This window comes from Paenibacillus apis (assembly GCF_018333295.1).
GTDB classification, from domain to species: Bacteria; Bacillota; Bacilli; order Paenibacillales; family Paenibacillaceae; genus Fontibacillus; species Fontibacillus antibioticophila.
This window is the reverse complement of sequence record NZ_BORS01000027.1, coordinates 1-17,329: the sequence shown is the minus strand read 5'-3', so window position 1 is coordinate 17,329 and position 17,329 is coordinate 1. Positions and strand designations below refer to the sequence as shown.

Annotated in this window: 12 protein-coding genes; 3 read left to right on the top strand and 9 right to left on the bottom strand. The window is 50.8% G+C overall.

The genetic code is table 11. From position 1 onward, the window contains the following. Positions 1-113 precede the first annotated feature (113 nt). Complete coding sequence (locus KI362_RS24045; protein WP_301630823.1) at positions 114-665, bottom strand: GNAT family N-acetyltransferase; 552 nt, start codon at positions 663-665, stop codon at positions 114-116. A 120-nt stretch (positions 666-785) separates the two neighbouring features. Here KI362_RS24045 and pdxR point away from each other — a divergent pair, with 120 nt between their 5' ends. Continuing rightward, complete coding sequence (gene pdxR / locus KI362_RS24040) at positions 786-2,270, top strand: MocR-like pyridoxine biosynthesis transcription factor PdxR (protein ID WP_301630821.1); 1,485 nt, start codon at positions 786-788, stop codon at positions 2,268-2,270. A 16-nt stretch (positions 2,271-2,286) separates the two neighbouring features. Here pdxR and KI362_RS24035 read toward each other — a convergent pair whose 3' ends face one another. From KI362_RS24035 to KI362_RS24015, 5 genes are read right to left on the bottom strand one after another with little or no spacing between them, the layout of a single operon-like run. Continuing rightward, on the bottom strand, positions 2,287-3,297 hold the full coding sequence (locus KI362_RS24035; RefSeq protein ID WP_301630820.1) for a glycoside hydrolase family 130 protein: 1,011 nt from the start codon (positions 3,295-3,297) through the stop codon (positions 2,287-2,289). A 39-nt stretch (positions 3,298-3,336) separates the two neighbouring features. Further along, positions 3,337-4,299: an MTP-1 family protein gene (locus KI362_RS24030; protein WP_301630819.1), complete on the bottom strand. Its 963-nt coding sequence runs from the start codon at positions 4,297-4,299 to the stop codon at positions 3,337-3,339. Positions 4,300-4,319: 20 nt separating this feature from the next. Next, positions 4,320-5,861, bottom strand: a complete 1,542-nt coding sequence (locus KI362_RS24025) for an extracellular solute-binding protein (protein ID WP_301630818.1) — start codon at positions 5,859-5,861, stop codon at positions 4,320-4,322. A gap of 53 nt (positions 5,862-5,914) precedes the next feature. Next, positions 5,915-6,787 carry a carbohydrate ABC transporter permease gene (locus tag KI362_RS24020; RefSeq protein ID WP_044481221.1) on the bottom strand — a complete coding sequence of 291 codons (873 nt, stop codon included), beginning with the start codon at positions 6,785-6,787 and terminating at the stop codon, positions 5,915-5,917. 51 nt (positions 6,788-6,838) lie between these two features. Then, positions 6,839-7,774, bottom strand: a complete 936-nt coding sequence (locus KI362_RS24015) for an ABC transporter permease (RefSeq protein WP_212937827.1) — start codon at positions 7,772-7,774, stop codon at positions 6,839-6,841. Positions 7,775-8,064: 290 nt separating this feature from the next. Between KI362_RS24015 and KI362_RS24010 the strand changes: the two genes are divergently transcribed. Then, positions 8,065-10,386 (top strand): helix-turn-helix domain-containing protein, encoded by a 2,322-nt coding sequence (locus KI362_RS24010; protein ID WP_301630816.1) that lies wholly within the window; start codon positions 8,065-8,067, stop codon positions 10,384-10,386. 85 nt (positions 10,387-10,471) lie between these two features. Here KI362_RS24010 and KI362_RS24005 read toward each other — a convergent pair whose 3' ends face one another. Together KI362_RS24005 and KI362_RS24000 are read right to left on the bottom strand one after the other, a co-directional pair. Next, the gene (locus KI362_RS24005) at positions 10,472-12,682 is read right to left on the bottom strand and encodes a S41 family peptidase (protein ID WP_301630814.1); all 2,211 of its coding nucleotides are present in this window, start codon (positions 12,680-12,682) and stop codon (positions 10,472-10,474) included. Between the two features lie 39 nt (positions 12,683-12,721). Further along, on the bottom strand, positions 12,722-15,271 hold the full coding sequence (locus KI362_RS24000; RefSeq protein ID WP_301630813.1) for a DUF2339 domain-containing protein: 2,550 nt from the start codon (positions 15,269-15,271) through the stop codon (positions 12,722-12,724). Between the two features lie 188 nt (positions 15,272-15,459). On the opposite strand from KI362_RS24000, the gene KI362_RS23995 reads away from it, so the two are divergent. Next, positions 15,460-16,722 carry an MFS transporter gene (locus KI362_RS23995; RefSeq protein ID WP_374705712.1) on the top strand — a complete coding sequence of 421 codons (1,263 nt, stop codon included), beginning with the start codon at positions 15,460-15,462 and terminating at the stop codon, positions 16,720-16,722. 153 nt (positions 16,723-16,875) lie between these two features. Here the strand turns inward: KI362_RS23995 and KI362_RS23990 are convergent, their stop codons facing one another. Then, complete coding sequence (locus tag KI362_RS23990) at positions 16,876-17,232, bottom strand: hypothetical protein (RefSeq protein WP_301630812.1); 357 nt, start codon at positions 17,230-17,232, stop codon at positions 16,876-16,878. Positions 17,233-17,329 lie beyond the last annotated feature (97 nt).

Below are 17,329 nucleotides of genomic sequence, written 5' to 3'. Positions count from 1 at the left end.
ACCCTGCGCTAACGGACTCAACCACTTTGGTCAACCCAACACAAAAAGTCTGTCCGCATCCCCTTAGCAAGGGCAGCGGACAGACTTTTTTCTTTTTACATCTGAGAAGCCTATCAGCGATGATGAAGCTCACGGAACTCATGCGCCAACATGCTCATCGTAATGGAGTCGTGGTAAGCATGGTTGTAGAACAGGGCCTGACGCTGGACCCCCTCCCGCCGAAAGCCAAGCTTCTCATAGACATGTAGCGCCCGGGGATTATAGTCAAAGACATTCAGCTCGATCCGGTGCATGTTGAGTACTCCGAAGCCATACTCCAGCATCAGCTTAAGCGCCTCGCTTCCATAGCCCTTTCCGGTCTCGGCGTTGGAGCTGATTGCAATGCGGATATTACAATTCCGGTTATAGACATCCATGTCCTGCAGTGCAATATCTCCAATGAGCTCATCCGTATCGTTCAGGGCAATCAAGAGCAGCACACTGGTATCATCCTGATTCTTCCGTTCAATATAGGAAGCGATGCCTTCCTTCGTGAAATGACGCTGGGTGCCGGTTAGCAGCCTGGTCTCGGAATCAAATAACTGCTGAAAGTACCATTCCGTATCCTCTACGCTGATCGGCCGCAGGTAAACCTTCTCCCCCGCTAAAAACCTGATTTGCTTCATCCTTTTCATATCTCCTTTATTTTTCGATCGAACCTAATGTACCATGATACTGTATACTTCAAAATATACAGATTATATAAATCTGTAAGGACAGACTGGTTGCAGAAGGGCGGTAATCCCATGGATATGAACAGCTTCCCATCGCCTGTCTATTGCGGCACGGCATCGACTCCACGTTATCAGGAAATATATGAAGCGTTGAAGCAGCAAATAATAGCTGGCGTACTCCGGGAAGACAGCAGATTGCCTTCGATCCGGAAGTATGCGGAATATTTAAATATGAGCACGACCCCGGTGGAATTTGCCTATCAGCAGCTAGTGGCGGAAGGCTTCATAGAGAGCCGTCCAAGACGTGGATATTTCGTCGTGAAGCTGCCCGAGACTTATCAAAAGCTGGGGATCCGGCTGAAGGGGGATGTCCCCCCTGCTTCCGGGAACCCACTTCCTTTATCGGCAGGCGACACACCCCCTGAAAGCCATCCCCCGGACGGGAATCCATATCAATTTGATTTTCATTTATCAAAAAATGATTTCAGCCTATTCCCTTTCAGCATCTGGAGAAGAATCAACAACCAATTGTTCCGCCCGGATACCCGGGATTTGCTCTTCTACGGCGATTTTCAGGGAGAACCGGAGCTGCGGCTGGAAATCGCCCGTTATCTTCGTCAGTTTCGCGGCGTAAGATGCACTCCGGATCAGATTGTTGTCGCTGCTGAGCAGCATATGCTGATTCAATTCCTCGGGCAGATTTTGAAGGAGTCCGGCGGCTTGCGGCGAGTGGCTACGGAAGACCCCGGCTACCCGCTCGTTCCAAACACCTTGCGGTCACTTGGCTTTGATGTGAGCCCCATCCCGCTGGACGCGAGCGGCCTGCGCACGGATCTGCTCCGGCAGAGCGGGGCCCGGCTTGTCTATATCTCTCCCTCCCACCAGTTCCCTACCGGATGCGTGATGCCGGTCAAGAGACGGCTGGAGCTGCTGGAATGGGCTAAAGAAACGGACAGCTTCCTGATCGAGGATGACTATGGCGGCGAGTTCCGGTATGCCGGAAAGCCAATTCCGTCCCTTCAGGGGCTCGTCCCCAATCAGCATGTGGTCTATCTCGGCGGATTCTCGCAGGTGCTGGCCCCCGACTTTTGCATCCACTATATGGTGCTTCCCGAACCGCTTGTTCCGGGCTTCCATTCGTGGCGCTGTAACGTCCTGTTTGAGGCATCCTGTTCGCGCATCCATCAACGGACATTGCAGATATTCATTCAGGAAGGTCATTTCGAACGGCATATTCGCCGCATGCGCAGCCTGTATCGAAAGAAGAATCTGCAGTTGTCCTCGGCCATTACCCGCCACTTTGGGAGCAAGGCCGCGATCTCCGGCAGTAGCGCCGGACTGCATCTCATCCTGGAGCTGTCGAGCCCGGAACAGGAGACCGGCCTGCTTCGCAAGGCGAAACAGGCCGGTATTCGGATTGCGTCGGAGGCTCCCTTTTGGAATCAGCGGCCGGAGCAACTGCCGCCCCGCTTCCTTCTAGGATTCGGAGGCATTCCATCCGACCGGATCGACGATGGCATACTAGCCTTGCATCAAGCCTGGTCGGGATCGGAGTAATGGCTGTGGGCTATCCTCATCCTTCCAGGCAGAGCTTGATCAGGTCGTCCACATGGGCGGTAGCCAGGCATTCCACCGTATCGGCGGCGCCGTAATAGATTTTTACCTCTCCATCCTCCTCCAGCACCATGCCGCCGGGGAAAATAACGTCATTGCGGAAGCCCCCATCCGTCTCGTACGAAGCTTCAGGCGCAAGCAGCGGTGATCTGCTCATCCCGAGGATCTTCTTCGGATTGTCGAGATCCAGCAGCATAATGCCGGCCGTATACCGTTTCTTCCATGACGGCTCCCAGCCGTTCTTCCCTCTGGCGGGGTCGATATCCACCGCATGGAACGTGGTGAGCCAGCCCTTGCTCGTCTTCACGGGCGGTGCAGCAGGGCCGATCTTGTCATTGGCAAACGGCACCTGCTCTACCGCCAGCAGCAGCTCGGAACGGCCCCAATAGGTCAGATCCGGCGACTCCGAGATCCAGGTGTCGAACCGGTCGGCTCCGCCGCGGCTGTACACCGTAAACGGGCGCTCCAGCCGGACGTAGTTGCCGCCAATTCGCTCCGGAAACAGTACCATATTCCGTAAGTCTGGCGTCGACAGGCTCAATATTTCGAAGGATTCGAAATTATCCGTCACCGCAATGCCTCCCCGGATGCCATGCTTCGTATCTACGGCGAAACACATATAGCAGCGTCCGTCGATGACCGTCAGACGCGGATCATAAGCGCGCACAATCTCTTCGTCCCGCAGCTTGAAGATCGGCTTCGGTCCCGCCGTCCAGTGAATGCCGTCGTCACTGAAGGCAATGCCAAGATCCGTCGTATGGCTCGGCTCGATCGTCTGCTTCTCCAGCGAACCGTAGTCGTTGCGGAATACCATGACATAGCGTCCGCCGAACTTGGCGACGCCCGCATTGAAGACAAGCGCGGTGGGGTACGGCACGCGGGCGGCATCCAACACGGGATTAGCCGGGTGACGGCGAATGAGGGGGCTGGACGCCAGCGCTCCGATGATCGGCATATTTTGGGTTTTCATATATCAGTATCCTCCTAGTGTACGCAATGGTTGCCTCTTCTAGACAAGACGCCCATGTCCTTCAAACGGATAGTCGATTGTAATACGCCCTGCTTCGCAGTCGCCAATGCCGCTGTAAAGATCAGCCTTGCCATCCGGGCGCATCACAATGCCCGCAGAAAAGACACAGTCGACCAAATGCGGTATTTTAGCAGGCCCGGGCGGGTAGCAGGGGCGGCTGCCGATCAGCTGAAGGTCAACGGACTCCCGGGTTGCCGGATCGAAGACGAAGGCCATGTTCAGGTATACCTTCACCTCCAGACCGCTCTCATCCTTATCCTGATGGCAGATATGACCGATAACCCCTATTTTGCCGCTGTCGAGCAGATAGGCCTGATTGACGCCTCCCCATTCACCTTCTCCGAAGATGCCGTGAATGTACGGTGCGCTCTCGATGACATCCGCAGTCAGCTCCTCCAGCCTGTCGATGACCGTGAAGCCGATCATGGATTCGCTTCCATATTTGCCTTTCATCTCGGCATTGCGCGGACGGGAGAAGACGCCGATCCTGCCATCCGCCAACGGAACAAGACGAATGTCCTTCATTTTATTAGGGCCGGTTGTGAAATAGTACAAGTCGTGAAGATCGGTACCCCGGAAAAAGTACCCGAAGAACGTGCTGTATTTTCCGGACTGGTATTGCACATGGGTCCCGCCCATAACGAGCTCATCTCCGATCTCGGTGATGTAGGGATCCTCAAGCGTATAGATCATGCTATCTTTTACTACGGTCCATTCATCCCGTCCTGTCTCCTCGAACAGGCGCACCCACGAGCGGGCCCATTCATTGCGCCGTTCCACCCGCCCGAACAAATAGCGCTTCCCGTCCCGTTGGAATGGAATTGAAATATTGTAGACATCAAAGCCGTCCACGCCATGAAAGACCAAGGTCGCACTTTCATAGATTTTTTTGGATGCTTCAAATTCAATTCTCTTCTGCTTCAGGGTCAACGTTCTCCACACCTTCCTTTGATTTCGCTTCTTTATTTAAGAGAAGCCAGGTATTCCTGAAATTGCTTCTGATATTCGGCAACCACGTTATCCAGGCCCGCTCTTCTCATCTTTTCCAGCGCTGCCGGGAAGGCCTCGTCGTAATCCTGAACACCCATATAAATTGGAGTAATGCTTGCCGAAGCTTCCGACAATATGTTGGTGTATTCGGCTCTTACATTCGTCGGGTCAAAGATAAAGTTCGCCGCAATGCTGTTTATTGCATCCGGTTTGGCCTCAAATAAGACGGCGTTGTTCTCAGGAATGCTGTTCTCCAAGTCAAACCGCATAAAGTTGACGTTGCCGTTCTGCGAGTCGGAGCCTCTATATCCAGGATTGTTGTTGTTATTCGGATCCTTGATCGGTTTGAATCCTTTCTCACCGTCCGCGGTGTAGTGCTTGCCCTCTATACCATATTGTACCAGATCATAGTTTTCTTGACTTGCCAGCATCCAATCCATGAATTTAACGGCCGCTTCCGGATTCTTGCTGTTGACCGGCACGGCATTCCCGTTCTTGAAGGTGAGCGGACGCAGGTACTCCTTCTCCGGGTTGAACCATACAACTCCGATATCATCTACAGTGGCTTCGGGATTGTATTTCTGGAGCCCGCTCAGGCTTCCGCCGGTGCCCAGACGAACGAACCATTCACCGCTGTCGAGCTGCGCGTCTACCTGCTCTTGCTTCATGACCAGAATATCGGGATTGGAAATCCCCTTGGTGTACAATTCACGCATAAAGGACGCATCCTTCTTGAACTCCTCGGTCTCAATCCAGGACTTGACCTCGCCGTTTTGATTCACATAGAAGAACTTATCCTTCACCGTGAAGGGGAAGGAGTCATAAGTCCGGTGCAGAATGGACGTGTGCAGGAAGATCGGGTCAAAGTCCGCCCGTGTGCCCAGATACGGCTTGTTGTTTCCCTTCCAGTTCTTCATGACAACCTCCCAGGCGCTGATCAATTCAGCCGGAGTCTTCGGCTCCTCGAGATTATTCTCGCGGAGAATATCGCGCCGAATATTGAACTGGCCTTCACTGGCCATTTCAACCCAATAGGAAGGAACAATATAGTACTTGTCATTGATTTTAGCGCCATCGAAGATATCCTCGGGAATATATTTCTTCAGGTTTTCCCCATACTTTTCGATCGCATCCGAGATATCCGCCAACGCACCGCGATTATAGTAGCTGGAGAACGGAGTACGGTCCTGCATGACGTGGAACAGGTCGAAATCTTCCCCGGTAGACAGCATCAAGTTCAGCTTCTGGTCCCACGCGTCCCAAGGAATATAGACCTTTTCCACTTCCACGCCTACCCCGTCTGCGGCCAGCTTTTCATTAACCTTCTGGTATACTTCCTTGTAGTCCTTCGGCTCCGTGCCGGGAACCAAATATTTGATTTTGACCGTCTCAGCAGGCTTGCTGCCATTCTCTGAGTTCGACCCGGTGTTCGCCGAGTCAGAAGCCTTGCCGCATCCTATCAATGTTGAAAGAACAAGAACCGCGGCCAGTAGAAATGCGTACTGCTTTTTCATAAAATAGACCTCCTTATATGTTGCTTTATTTATGTCAACCCCAAAGGGGATGATCAACCTTTAACCGAGCCGATAACCAAGCCTTTCACAAAATACTTTTGCAAATACGGGTAGAGGAAGATGATCGGCCCGATCGTCACAATCGCCGTAGCCATCTTGACGGATTCCGCAGGAAGCGTCATCCCGCTCGTACCGGCAAGCATCGTCATCTCGTTCAGCATGCTGATCTCCGACTGCAACTGCAAGAGCATAAATTGCAGCGGGTACAGTTCTTTGTTGTCGATCAGCATGATCGCATTCCACCAGTTGTTCCAGTAGTCCAGCCCGTAGAAGAGCGCAATCGTCGCCAGGACGGGCATGCATAGAGGAAGATAGATCCGGAACGCAATGGTAATATCGTTGGCACCGTCTATGGTTGCCGACTCTCGCAGCGAATCGGGCACGCCGTTCATGAAGTTACGGACCAGGAAAAGATTGAACGGGCTGAACAGGAGCGACGGAATAATCAGCGCCAGAATATTGTTGGTCAGACCAAGCGAGCGATTCATTAAATACCAGGGCACAATCCCTGCTGAGAAAATCATGGTGATGAAAAAATAAAGCGCTAACAGGTTACGGTTTTTGACATTCTTGTTCGCCAGCGTGTATCCGGCCATGGATGTCACCAAAACAGCGAGTACCGTTCCAACGATGGTAACGAGGATTGAAATGGCGTAGCTCTGCATAACCTGTGAGCCGCCTGTGAAAATCAATTTGTAGGCATACAAGGAAAACTTCTCAGGGAAAAAACTGTAGCCGTTCCTTAATAAGGCATCCTCATCCGTCACCGAGATCATGAGCACCAGCAGCATCGGAAACAGGCACAACGCTGAGTATATCGTGACCAGGGAATACATGACCACCTTGCTGAGGGAAAACTTCTTCATGACTAATTCCTCCTAAAACCTTACTTCGGCAGGCCTTTGCCGGATTGGAATTTAATACAGGGCCCCGTCCTTAAAGAATTTGCGGGTAATCGCATTCGTGCCGAAGACGAGAATGAACCCGACAACGGACTGGAACAGTCCGACAGCCATTGCTTCCGACGGATCGCCGATCTGACGCAAGGAGCGGAATACGTACGTATCGATGATGTCCGTGGTCGAATACAGGGTGCCGTTGTCGCCGACCAAGGCGTAAATCATCCCGAAATCCCCATACATAATTTTGCCCATAGAGAGCAAGGTCAAAATGACGACTGTAGGCATCATCAGAGGAATCGTAATGCGCAGGCACATCTGCCACCGGTTGGCCCCGTCAATCTGGGCCGCTTCATACAGGGTCTCATCGATGCCGGCAATGGTGGCCAAATAAATCACGGCGCTCATTCCCGCTCCCTTCCATACGTGCATTGCCGTAAGAATGGCAGGCCATACCTCCGGCTCCGTATACCAGTTGACCGAAGCAATTCCGAGCGCATTAAGCATCTGATTTACAATTCCCATATCCATCGAGAAGAAGGCATACAGCACATAGCTGACTACGATCCAGGAGATGAAATGCGGGAACAGCATGACCGATTGGCTGATCTTGACAAAGAGCTTCTTGCGCAGCTCGTTCAGCATGAGCGAAATGATAAGCGCCGTCAGCGTACCAAAGACAATAAAGAGCACGTTCAAGAAAATGGTATTAAAGGTGACTGTAACCGCTTTGTAGGAGCGAAAGAAGAACTCGAAGTTTTCCAGCCCTACCCATTCACTATTGAAAATCCCCTTCGTATAATTGAATCGTTGAAAGGCAATGACCATGTAAGGATAGGTCATATACCCGAAGATAAAGGTGTAGATCATGGCCGGAAGCACCAGCAGGTAAGATGTTCGGTTGTTACGGATATCAGAAAATATGCCGAATGCCCGTCGCTGTCTCTTTTCCAATTTCGCATCCTCCTAAATGTTTGGTGGGCATTGCTTCCTCAATCGGCTTTGTGCAAAACTCACTTGGGAAGCATAAGCTCAGCGAACGGCTGGACCGCCGCCGCTTGCTATAAACTCTATATCAACGGGCTGGCGTTGCCTATTTTAAATACCGGATTTCGCTTTCACGATTTGAATAAAGGGCTTTCAAAAATCCGAACTGATTTTCATTTTTAAAGAATAGAGTATCTTTTGAATCGGCTTTATTTTATATTGAAGAAATTAAAGCGGTTGCAACGGAGGGAACCCTTATGCTAATCACCATGAATCGTCTTGTTCGCTATAAGGCATTCCAGAAACTGACTATTTCCTATTTCCTGCTGATACTTCTCACAGTAAGTGTGCTGTCCACTTATCTCTTTTATTTTTTCTCCAGGAATGCAGTCCAGGAAATCGATCGCAATTCCAGAGCCATGTTATCCCAGATCAGCTATGCTTCTGACGTCATCTATAATCAAGCCATGATCATCGGCAATTCCCTGCTTACCCAGCCGGAAATTACCTCTTTCCTGAATAATACGGAGGAGAACAAGACAACTAATTATCATGTTTTTCAGCAGTTGTCCCAGATTCAAAGCGCGTACCCGCACATCTACAGTATCGGGATCTACCGGCCGTCCACGAAAACGGTAGTCGACACGGCCGGACTGCCGTTCGATTCATCGCTCTACGCGATCAGCGCCGAGCAATACATGGAGTTTTACCCGCGGAGTCTGACCGTCCCTCACCGCAATAACGGGGTGCCGCTGAAGTTTCTCACCTTTCTGCTGTACCCGGACTATTCGCTGCTAACCACAGGCAACCCGCTCATCTATATCAACGTTGAGGAACAATCCATTTTGACGACGATCCGCAAAATCGGCATTACCGATTCGGCCAATAACGTGTTCGTCATGAGCGATGAAGGCAAGGTCCTGTCTCATACGGACTCCAATCAGTTTCTGGACGATTTGTCCGAAACACAGTACGTGCAGCAGATTTTGAGCGAGGATATGGCGGAGAACAGCTTTACGGCCAATATAGATAATAAGAAGCATCTGATCGCCTATGTAAAATCCGAGGAAATGGACTGGTATTTTGTAAGCGTTACCCCGTACTCAAGCCTGATCTCGAATATCGACCACCTTCGCAATGTTACGCTGCTTGTGACAGGAGGAATCGTGCTGACGGGTCTGCTTGTTTCTATATTTCTGAGCAAAAGCATCTATAGGCCGCTTTCCGCCTTATTTGAAAAGATCATAAAGAACTCGGCCTCATTAAAGACCTCGTATATCGATGAATATCAGGTCATCGCTGAAATGTTCAATTCCTTGCTGGAGAAGGAAAAGTCGATGCAATTCATGATCGACCGCTCATCCCGAACGATTCAGGAGCATTATCTGCACTCCCTGCTGCGAAGCAATTCGCTTGATACCTCCGTCCCGGAGGAGCTGATTCAGGATATCGAGGAGGAGCTTTCCGGTTCCTATTTCTGTGTCATTGTGTTTAAAATCGACGATATGGAGCCGCCAAGGGGAGGAGGAGCCGAAGGCGGGCAAAAGCCGCTCTTGCGCTTCGTCCTTGGCAATATTGCCAAGGAGATGCTGGAGCCTCTCGGACAGTGCGATTATCTGATTACGGGGGAAAATGAAGCCGTGGCCGTCTGCCAATTCGCGAAGAGCGAACGGCCGGAGGAGCTGAAGCCTGCCTTGCGCAACGTACAGAGCTTCCTGAAGCGCTACTTTAAAATGACGGTCTCGATCGGGGTGGGCGACATGACCTATGGCAGAAAAAACATCTCGTTCTCCTATACTTCGGCACAGCAATATGTAAAATACAGGCTGATCTATGGACAAGAATCGATCATGGATGCTCTGACAACCCGGCCGCATATCATGACAACCCTGATTTACCCGACCGATTGCGAGAAGAAACTGATCGAGGCGGTGCAATCCGGCAAACCGGACAATATTGAGGAGGCGACCGAGCAGTTTATCCAACACATATCTGTCGGTTCGGTTAATCAGGTGATCACCTACAGCATCCAGTTATTGCTGTCCCTGCTCAAGCATTTTGATTATTTGCGGCATCTTCCGGACTCTAATTTCACAGAATATCTGGATGCCGTCACCGATATTGAGGGCGCCGAGAATCTGGCGGAGATCAAGAGCATCTTCAAAAAATACGGCGCCAATATCTGCAGCCTGATCGAGGAGAAGAACCATTGGATTAACGCGCAGAAGCACAATATTGTCATCGAAAAGGTGCAAGCCTACATTCAGGAGCATTACGCCGAACCTAATTTGTCCCTTGAGCTTGTGTCCAATATTGCCGGCTTATCTCCAAGTTATCTGGGGAAATTGTTCAAGGGGGCGACCCGGCAGTCGTTCAACGAATACCTGAATCAGATTCGACTGGAAAAGGCCAAAGAGCTTTTGGCATCGACCAATGAGACCGCTGCTAAAATCAGCGAGTCAGTCGGCATATACAATACGACTTATTTCTCAACGCTCTTTAAGAAAAAGTTCGGTTTATCTCCGTCGGCCTTTCGGGAACAGGAAGCGATAAAAAATAAGGAAATGAGAAATGACTGACCCTCGTCCGTGAAATGCAAAATCAGCCTGGCTCGAGTCGCGAGTCAGGCTGATTTTTCACCAGGTCTGGACTAGATCACCTTCATTATGGGGCGGAGACTTCCGGCACCTTGTTCATGAAGCTCTCCAGTTGATTGCCCGTGACTTTAATATCCGGGACGATCCGGGTATCGGTAATATTGTTCTGCATTACGTTCCAATAGTGATTTACGGCATACAGCATCACCTTATGCTGCTTGTCCTCGAACACAAGTTGTCCGACTCCTTTTCCGAAGGTCGTACGTCCAATGACCGTAACGCGATCCCCATAAGTTTTGAGCCCCAGCGTGAGCAGTTCGGCTGCGCTTGCCGAATTTTCATCGACAAAAACCGCAATGCTGCGGAATGAAATCTGGTCGGGATCCGAGTAATAGCTGTAGCTCGTCCCGTCCCGATAAATCAAGGTGCTGGTTACAAGCTCCGGCAGCAGGAGGTCAAGTATATTATTGGCGCTCTCGGTCAGTCCGCCTCCATTACCTCTCAAGTCCAATACTAACGTCTTCTCTTCAGGCGAAGAAATGTCATCTACCAGCCTGATGAATTGATCATCCGTAGTTTCAGAGAAGCCGTCAATTTTAAAATAGCTGATATCGCCCATATCCGTATAGGTGATGTCGCTTTCGCCGACTCCCGTTAACTGGTCATAGAGATCCCCGTAGATTAGAAAGGTAAAGCGGTCTTCCGGTTGCTTTGCTTGATCGATAATAGCAGCGATCTCGGACCCGGTCAGTCCGGGTGTGTCCAGCTTCTCCAGACTGCGTTCCAATTTGGCTGCATCTTTCCCATACAGATAGTTGTCCTTAAAAAACTGTTTGATCCGTGTCCCTAGCGGCTCACTGTAACTGTTTAAGGTATCTTTGACATAGGTAGCCGTGCTGTCGTTATCATAGATTTCCAGAGCACGCTCGCTGTATTTGCGGGCCTCGGCCTCATTGCCAAGCTTCAACTGCGTAAGGGCGAGATTTGACCAAGCCTCATAATCGTCGGGATCGATCTCCGTGGCCTGACGGAAATGTTTGGCTGCAGCTTCATCGTTCCCAAGCTCCATTTCACACCACCCAGTATACCAAGGAATATCCGCAGAGACCGGCACTAGAGCCTCCAGCACCTGTGCGCCGAATTCGGCGCAGCGGGCATAGCGTTTGCCCCAGCTAAGCGCCTGAAGCTTCTTCGCATATCCGTTCTGATTAGCAGGATTCTTCACGATTTCGGCACCAAAGAAGGAGACCGCCTTCATATAATGTCCCTGGTCCAGATAGAATTGTCCCATGACCATTAGCAAGCGGTGCGGATCGTCCGAACCAGTATATACACCTTCTGCTCCTTCCATATCCCCGAGTGCGCCGTACACTCGAATCAACCATTCATCCAGCTCCGGCTCCTCCGGAAATTGGACAGTCAGGCCTTGAAAAAGCTTCAATGCCGCCTCATATTCGCCGTATTCATAATAAATCTGGCCTAGCTTGCGGTGAGCCAGCCATTCCGAGGGATACAGCGCTGCAACATCCTCATAAAACTTCGCAATCTCATCATATTCAGCGGTTTCTTCAATATAGGCCCCTTTCGCCCAAGTCCCTTCATAAGCATCTGAATACCGCTCCATAAAATTATCAGCATACTCCTGAGCCACATCTCCCCGGTCTAAACGAAGCAGCGTATATACTCTCATGGCGGCTGCATCTCCATCAGCCGGATATTCCTTCAGGTAATTATTGAACCGCTTTAAGGCATCAGCATAGTCTCCCCGATCGATCTTGATCATGCCGATTCCATAATTCGCCTCCGGATTGCGGCTATTTAGTCGAATGGCTTCTTCGTAACTGGACAGTGCCTCATCGATCCTATTCAGGCCATATAGAGCATTAGCTCTATTGACGCTCTCCACATCATCATTAGGAAGCATAAGCATGGATTTGTCCGCATAAGCCAAAGCTTTTTCATAGTCGCCCATATCGTGGTACGCCCAGCTTAGATTGTTGAATGGAGCATCCAGTAGCGCAGGCACGCGTTTCTCCCGGTCTAATTGTTCAAGCTCGGGATCCACCTCATATACATAACCGATAGATTCCTCAAGAGAGGCTATCGCCTCTTCATAGCGACCCTCTTGAATTAGGTTGATTCCCTTTTCGTTCGTATCATAAATCTTCTGATCCAGCTCTTCTGGAACTTGATACGGAGCTGCCTCAGGAAGATCCAGACATCCGCTTACCAGCCCCATTCCCAGAATAAAAATACCAAACTGCAACAGACGCAACATGGTCCTCAATGATATTCGTTCCTCTCCAATAGACTCTCTTTATCCCGACACTTCTTCTTGCTCCGACTTCTCCGCTGTCTCAAGTGAACTTGATACCCGCTGATATAGATAAGAAATCCCCAGAAGCAAGATACCGAACGCGAAGAAGGCAAGGATCTTGCTTCCGGCTGTCATCAGATTGAGATCGAATAAGAGCATTTTCCCGGTGGAGAACAGGGTGAGACCCAGGCCGATTCTGCGAATCTGCAAGTATTTCCGGCGGAATCCGTATCCGATGTACCCCAGTGCCAGCAGGAGATAGGTCATGCTGAACAGCCAGCCGATAGATCCAAGCCGGAGCTGTACGCCCAGGAAGGCTGTAATGATGCCTAGCAAGTAAAGCCCCAGCAGAACCGGATACCATTCCCTTCTCCCGTTATGTGACAAGAATATTTCTGACAGAAGATCCCGTGCGCTAAGCAGCACCATTGCCTGAAGCGCGATCAGAATAAGCAGGCCCGCAATATTCTCCGCGCCATTCGGAACCCCTGCAGGATTCAATGCCGGCAGAGTTAACGTGACGATAATGGTCATGAGGTAGCCGATCCCGTACAAAATTCGCGAGTAATAAGTCATGAAGGCATTCCTCAGGACCGATACGGACGATAGAACGTAGGCCAGGACCAGGGTAACGCAAGCAAAGAGCAGGAGCCGGAAAAAGTCGTACAGCGATGAGCTGTACGGCATCAACCTTTCATACATCGCTCCGGACTCATAAAGCGCATAGAACCAGATGTTCACAAGAGCTGTGTTGCTGATCGCGAATAAGCTGTCCTTTTCTCCGCGGCCATAACGGCCCTCCACATCCGGAAGGCGCAGTCTGAAGGCATAGAATAAGGCTAGCCCCAGCAGGCCAAGCGACAGGAAGGTATACTTCCATTCGAAGTCCAGCGGGCTTATATCCACTAACCCGAACAAGATATCGACAGCTATGAATGAGAAGACGCAGAGCGCCGTAATGATCCAGCCGATCCGCTCCACTCTCCGGGATTGATACAAATGGCCCAATACAGCGAGAACGAGGGCTTCCAGCAGCCAGGCAACGGACACATAATGGATGCCGAACTGCAAAGGAATGATCCAGAGGGAAAAGGCCACCGAAGTCCCATAGAACAGAATTCGCGTGCCTCTCTCCTGCGGCAGACGACGCTGCGAGATGATCCCCAGCACAAGATATACGGCGGAGAAGATCAGCGACAGCAAGCCGTCCAGCTTCTCCCATCCGGCGCTATAGAGCAGGCTATACAGCACAATACAATTGATAGCTGTATTGACGGCCAGCAGGGCAAAATCCATTCCACTCAACCGGACCTGCTGCTTCATCGGCAGATATAAGGTCACACCCAGGTACAAGGCGAAGGAGGCCACTGCATAGAGCATCCCGATCGCCGGAAGTTCTGCTTGATAGACTAGCATAAGCATAGAAATCACATGCAGTCCGAAGCTTATGTAGTGAACAATGGTCCAGCGTTTACGAAGCGAAACGGCAAGGATTAAGGCGCTTAGCAGGAATAAATAGCCCATCGCGACATAGACGGCGTTCCCTTCCATTCCGTAAGCGAACATATAGGAGAAGAACGGCAGGTATCCCCCGACCAGCCCGAAGCTGCAGATGGTGCGCGACTGATATCTCAGAGACAACGCCACAGCCGCCGCTGTAATCAGTACGGATACCGCCATCCCTGCGGCGAGACTAAATATTTCAAGCAGGAAATAGCTGTAGAAGACCGAGCCGTAAAGCACTGATATCCCGCCGCCAAGGAGGCTGAGCGCAAATACCTGTCTCTTTTTCCGAAATAGCCATTCTCCGCCTGCCATCATCAGGAGCCCAAGCAGGAAAAAGCCCGCCGACTTCATCCCTTCATTAAACCAGTGAAGATATGTATAGCGGAACGCCGCACCTACGGCAAGCAGAAGCATCAATATGCCGAGCTTGCTAAGCAGGTTCAACCCGATTTTCATTTCCAGACGGTTCTGCTTCACCCGCCGCTGGAACACTTCTTCAGACAATGGCTCAGAAGCCATCTGATCGTAACTGGATGTGATATCGTCCTGAAGCTTTCTTTGCTCGTTCATCAGCGCCTGGCGCTGTGCGGCCATCTTCCCATTCAGCTCGGCCTGCAATTGAGCAAGCTTGGCGCTCATCTCTTCCTGATCTGCAGCTAGGAAACTCCCCGCTTGTTTATAAAGATGTTCAATTTTACTTCTCCCAGACTGTTCTACTGCAATCAGCTTGTTCATATGGCTATGTGATGCAGAAGAAAAATAGGTGTCCAGCTTCTGTCTGGAGGCCCGAATGAAATCCATTCGCTCGTCAAGCATTTGCTCGGACAAGGCCTGGCGAAGCTTGCGGTTCTCTTCCTTCAAGGCGTGCATTCGAGCCGCCAGTTCTTCCGCTTGCTGCCTGTATTCCGTATATCCTGCGCGTAGCTGCTCATTCTCGCGAACGATGTCATTCGCTTCATACTCGCTCAGCAGTTGCTGATATTCGCGGGCAATTCCTTGCTGGGCATCACGCAATTGCTCCAGCCTTTGCCTGTAGGTATCCATGTTTCCCCTCCCATGGGTGGTTTGGTGCTTTTATCCATTCTACTACATAACGCCCCGCTTGAACCTCTAATTTTCATAAAATAAGGCTATGGTTGCAGGTTGAGAAATATGATACGATTGCACCTGTTCGGCCTGTCACTGACATTTTGGGCTACCCACCATTAACCAAATTAGTAACCGGAGGCAACATGTCAACTTCAAACGCTGCTGCACAACGTCAGCAAAAATGGAAGAGCTTGATCTTCCCGATGCTTACTGTATTTATCGGCTTTTTTATCTTTGGATTTTCCGAAAATGTGAAAGGGCCTGCCATCCCGCGGATTCAAAGCGACTTCTTTCTGGATGAAATGCAGATTGGCACCCTGCTCTCGCTTAATTCGCTAGGCTATTTGTTGGCCTGCTCCTTTACAGGTCTTCTGATTCATAAATGGGGCGTACGGTGGATCAGTATTGCCTCCTTCGTCTTAATGGCGTTGACCGGTGTGCTGATGTTCTATTCCACGACCTACTCCACCTTATCGGGCTCCTATTTCCTGATGTACGTCGGCAACGGCATGCTGGAGATCGCGCTTGCCGTGCTAGGTGCGCAGATCTTCGTGCGGAATACGGGGACGATGATGAATCTGGCCCATTTCTTCTATGGTCTCAGCTCCATCGTTGCACCGATGCTGGCAACCGGACTGATGCGGGTGTCGATCGGCGGCCATGTCCTGGACTGGCGGGGAATGTACCTAATCGTACTGATGCTGTCTCTAATTCCGGTTATCCCGGCCCTTCTGGGGCGATTTACTCCGCCCGCATCCGAGGACACTGTTGAGAGAATCTCCATCAAGCAATTTATGCGCGATCCGGTCATTTGGATGCTGGTTATTATTTTATCCTTCGGCGTCATTTCCGAAATGGCCGTCGGCGGCTGGCTCGTTAACTATCTGGAAAAGGCTTATCAATGGAATTCCACCGCAGCCTCAGGGATGCTGTCCGCCTTCTTCCTTTGCTTCACGCTGGCTCGGCTATTGCTTGGACCCATCACGGATAAGATCGGCTACACCCTGTCACTAATCATTCTCGCCGGCTTTTCCGCCGCCTCGACCTTTGTTGCCATTCTTGCCGGTGAACCGGGTGCCTTCCTGTTCGCGCTTGCTGGCGTAGGCATCGCCCCGGTCTATCCGACCGTCATGGCGCTCATCGCTGACCGCTATCGCGGCAACAGCGATACGGCCATCAGCTTCATCGTCACGCTGATGGGGGTCGGCAGCATGCTCGGCAATTATGCCATTGGCGCTATTATTACGGGAATCCGCAAGCTCTTCGAGCAGGGAGATAACGCCCAGCTTGGACTGCTGCGCGGTCTGCAAGCAGGCTACGGATTTATCGGCGTATGCGCCCTCGTCTGCTCTCTGGCGAGCGTGGTCCTCTATTTATATCTGAAGCGGAGAAAAGAGTTGCTCTAGAATAGGCGGACTCATTTGTCAGGGTAGCGTAATAAGTAAAGGAGCAGTCCGATAAGTCCGCAAAATAAAAAGTTGGGCGAGAAAAGGTGCTAACCCTTTTTCGCCCAACTTCGTTTGCTTGCTCTTGCAGCTCTAATTCCACCGCATGGGATCTCATGCCGGCATTTTAATGCCTTTCTGCACTATAATCGTCACATGAGCTCCCGCACCAGTAATTTTAATGCCTTTCTGCACTATAATCGCCGCATGAGCTCCCACATCAGTAATTTTAATGCCTTTCCGCACTATAATCGCCGCATGAGCTCCCGCACCAGTAATTTTAATGCCTTTCTGCACTATAATCGCCGCACGAGCTCCCACACCAGTAATTTTAATGCCTTTCCGCACTATAATCGCCACATGAGCTCCCGCACCAGTAATTTTAATGCCTTTCTGCACTATAATCACCACACGAGCTCCCAAATCAGTAATTTTAATGCCTTTTTGGACCTCTGTCAAGATAGTGGACACATATTAAGTGAAAGGTTATGCTTCCCTTTTCTTTGTTTTCTTCTCAAAGCTTGCAGCAAATCGAACCGGTGACAAATAGCCGATTGCGCTGTGGATT

Excerpts from the sequence above, each read along its gene's own strand:
- KI362_RS24020 (WP_044481221.1), bottom strand. The coding sequence starts at position 6,787 with ATGAAGAAGTTTTCCCTCAGCAAGGTGGTCATGTATTCCCTGGTCACG.
- KI362_RS24010 (WP_301630816.1), top strand. The coding sequence starts at position 8,065 with ATGCTAATCACCATGAATCGTCTTGTTCGCTATAAGGCATTCCAGAAA.
- KI362_RS24025 (WP_301630818.1), bottom strand. The coding sequence starts at position 5,861 with ATGAAAAAGCAGTACGCATTTCTACTGGCCGCGGTTCTTGTTCTTTCA.
- pdxR (WP_301630821.1), top strand. The coding sequence starts at position 786 with ATGGATATGAACAGCTTCCCATCGCCTGTCTATTGCGGCACGGCATCG.
- KI362_RS24035 (WP_301630820.1), bottom strand. The coding sequence starts at position 3,297 with ATGAAAACCCAAAATATGCCGATCATCGGAGCGCTGGCGTCCAGCCCC.
- KI362_RS24005 (WP_301630814.1), bottom strand. The coding sequence starts at position 12,682 with ATGTTGCGTCTGTTGCAGTTTGGTATTTTTATTCTGGGAATGGGGCTG.
- KI362_RS23995 (WP_374705712.1), top strand. The coding sequence starts at position 15,460 with ATGTCAACTTCAAACGCTGCTGCACAACGTCAGCAAAAATGGAAGAGC.
- KI362_RS24045 (WP_301630823.1), bottom strand. The coding sequence starts at position 665 with ATGAAGCAAATCAGGTTTTTAGCGGGGGAGAAGGTTTACCTGCGGCCG.
- KI362_RS24000 (WP_301630813.1), bottom strand. The coding sequence starts at position 15,271 with ATGGATACCTACAGGCAAAGGCTGGAGCAATTGCGTGATGCCCAGCAA.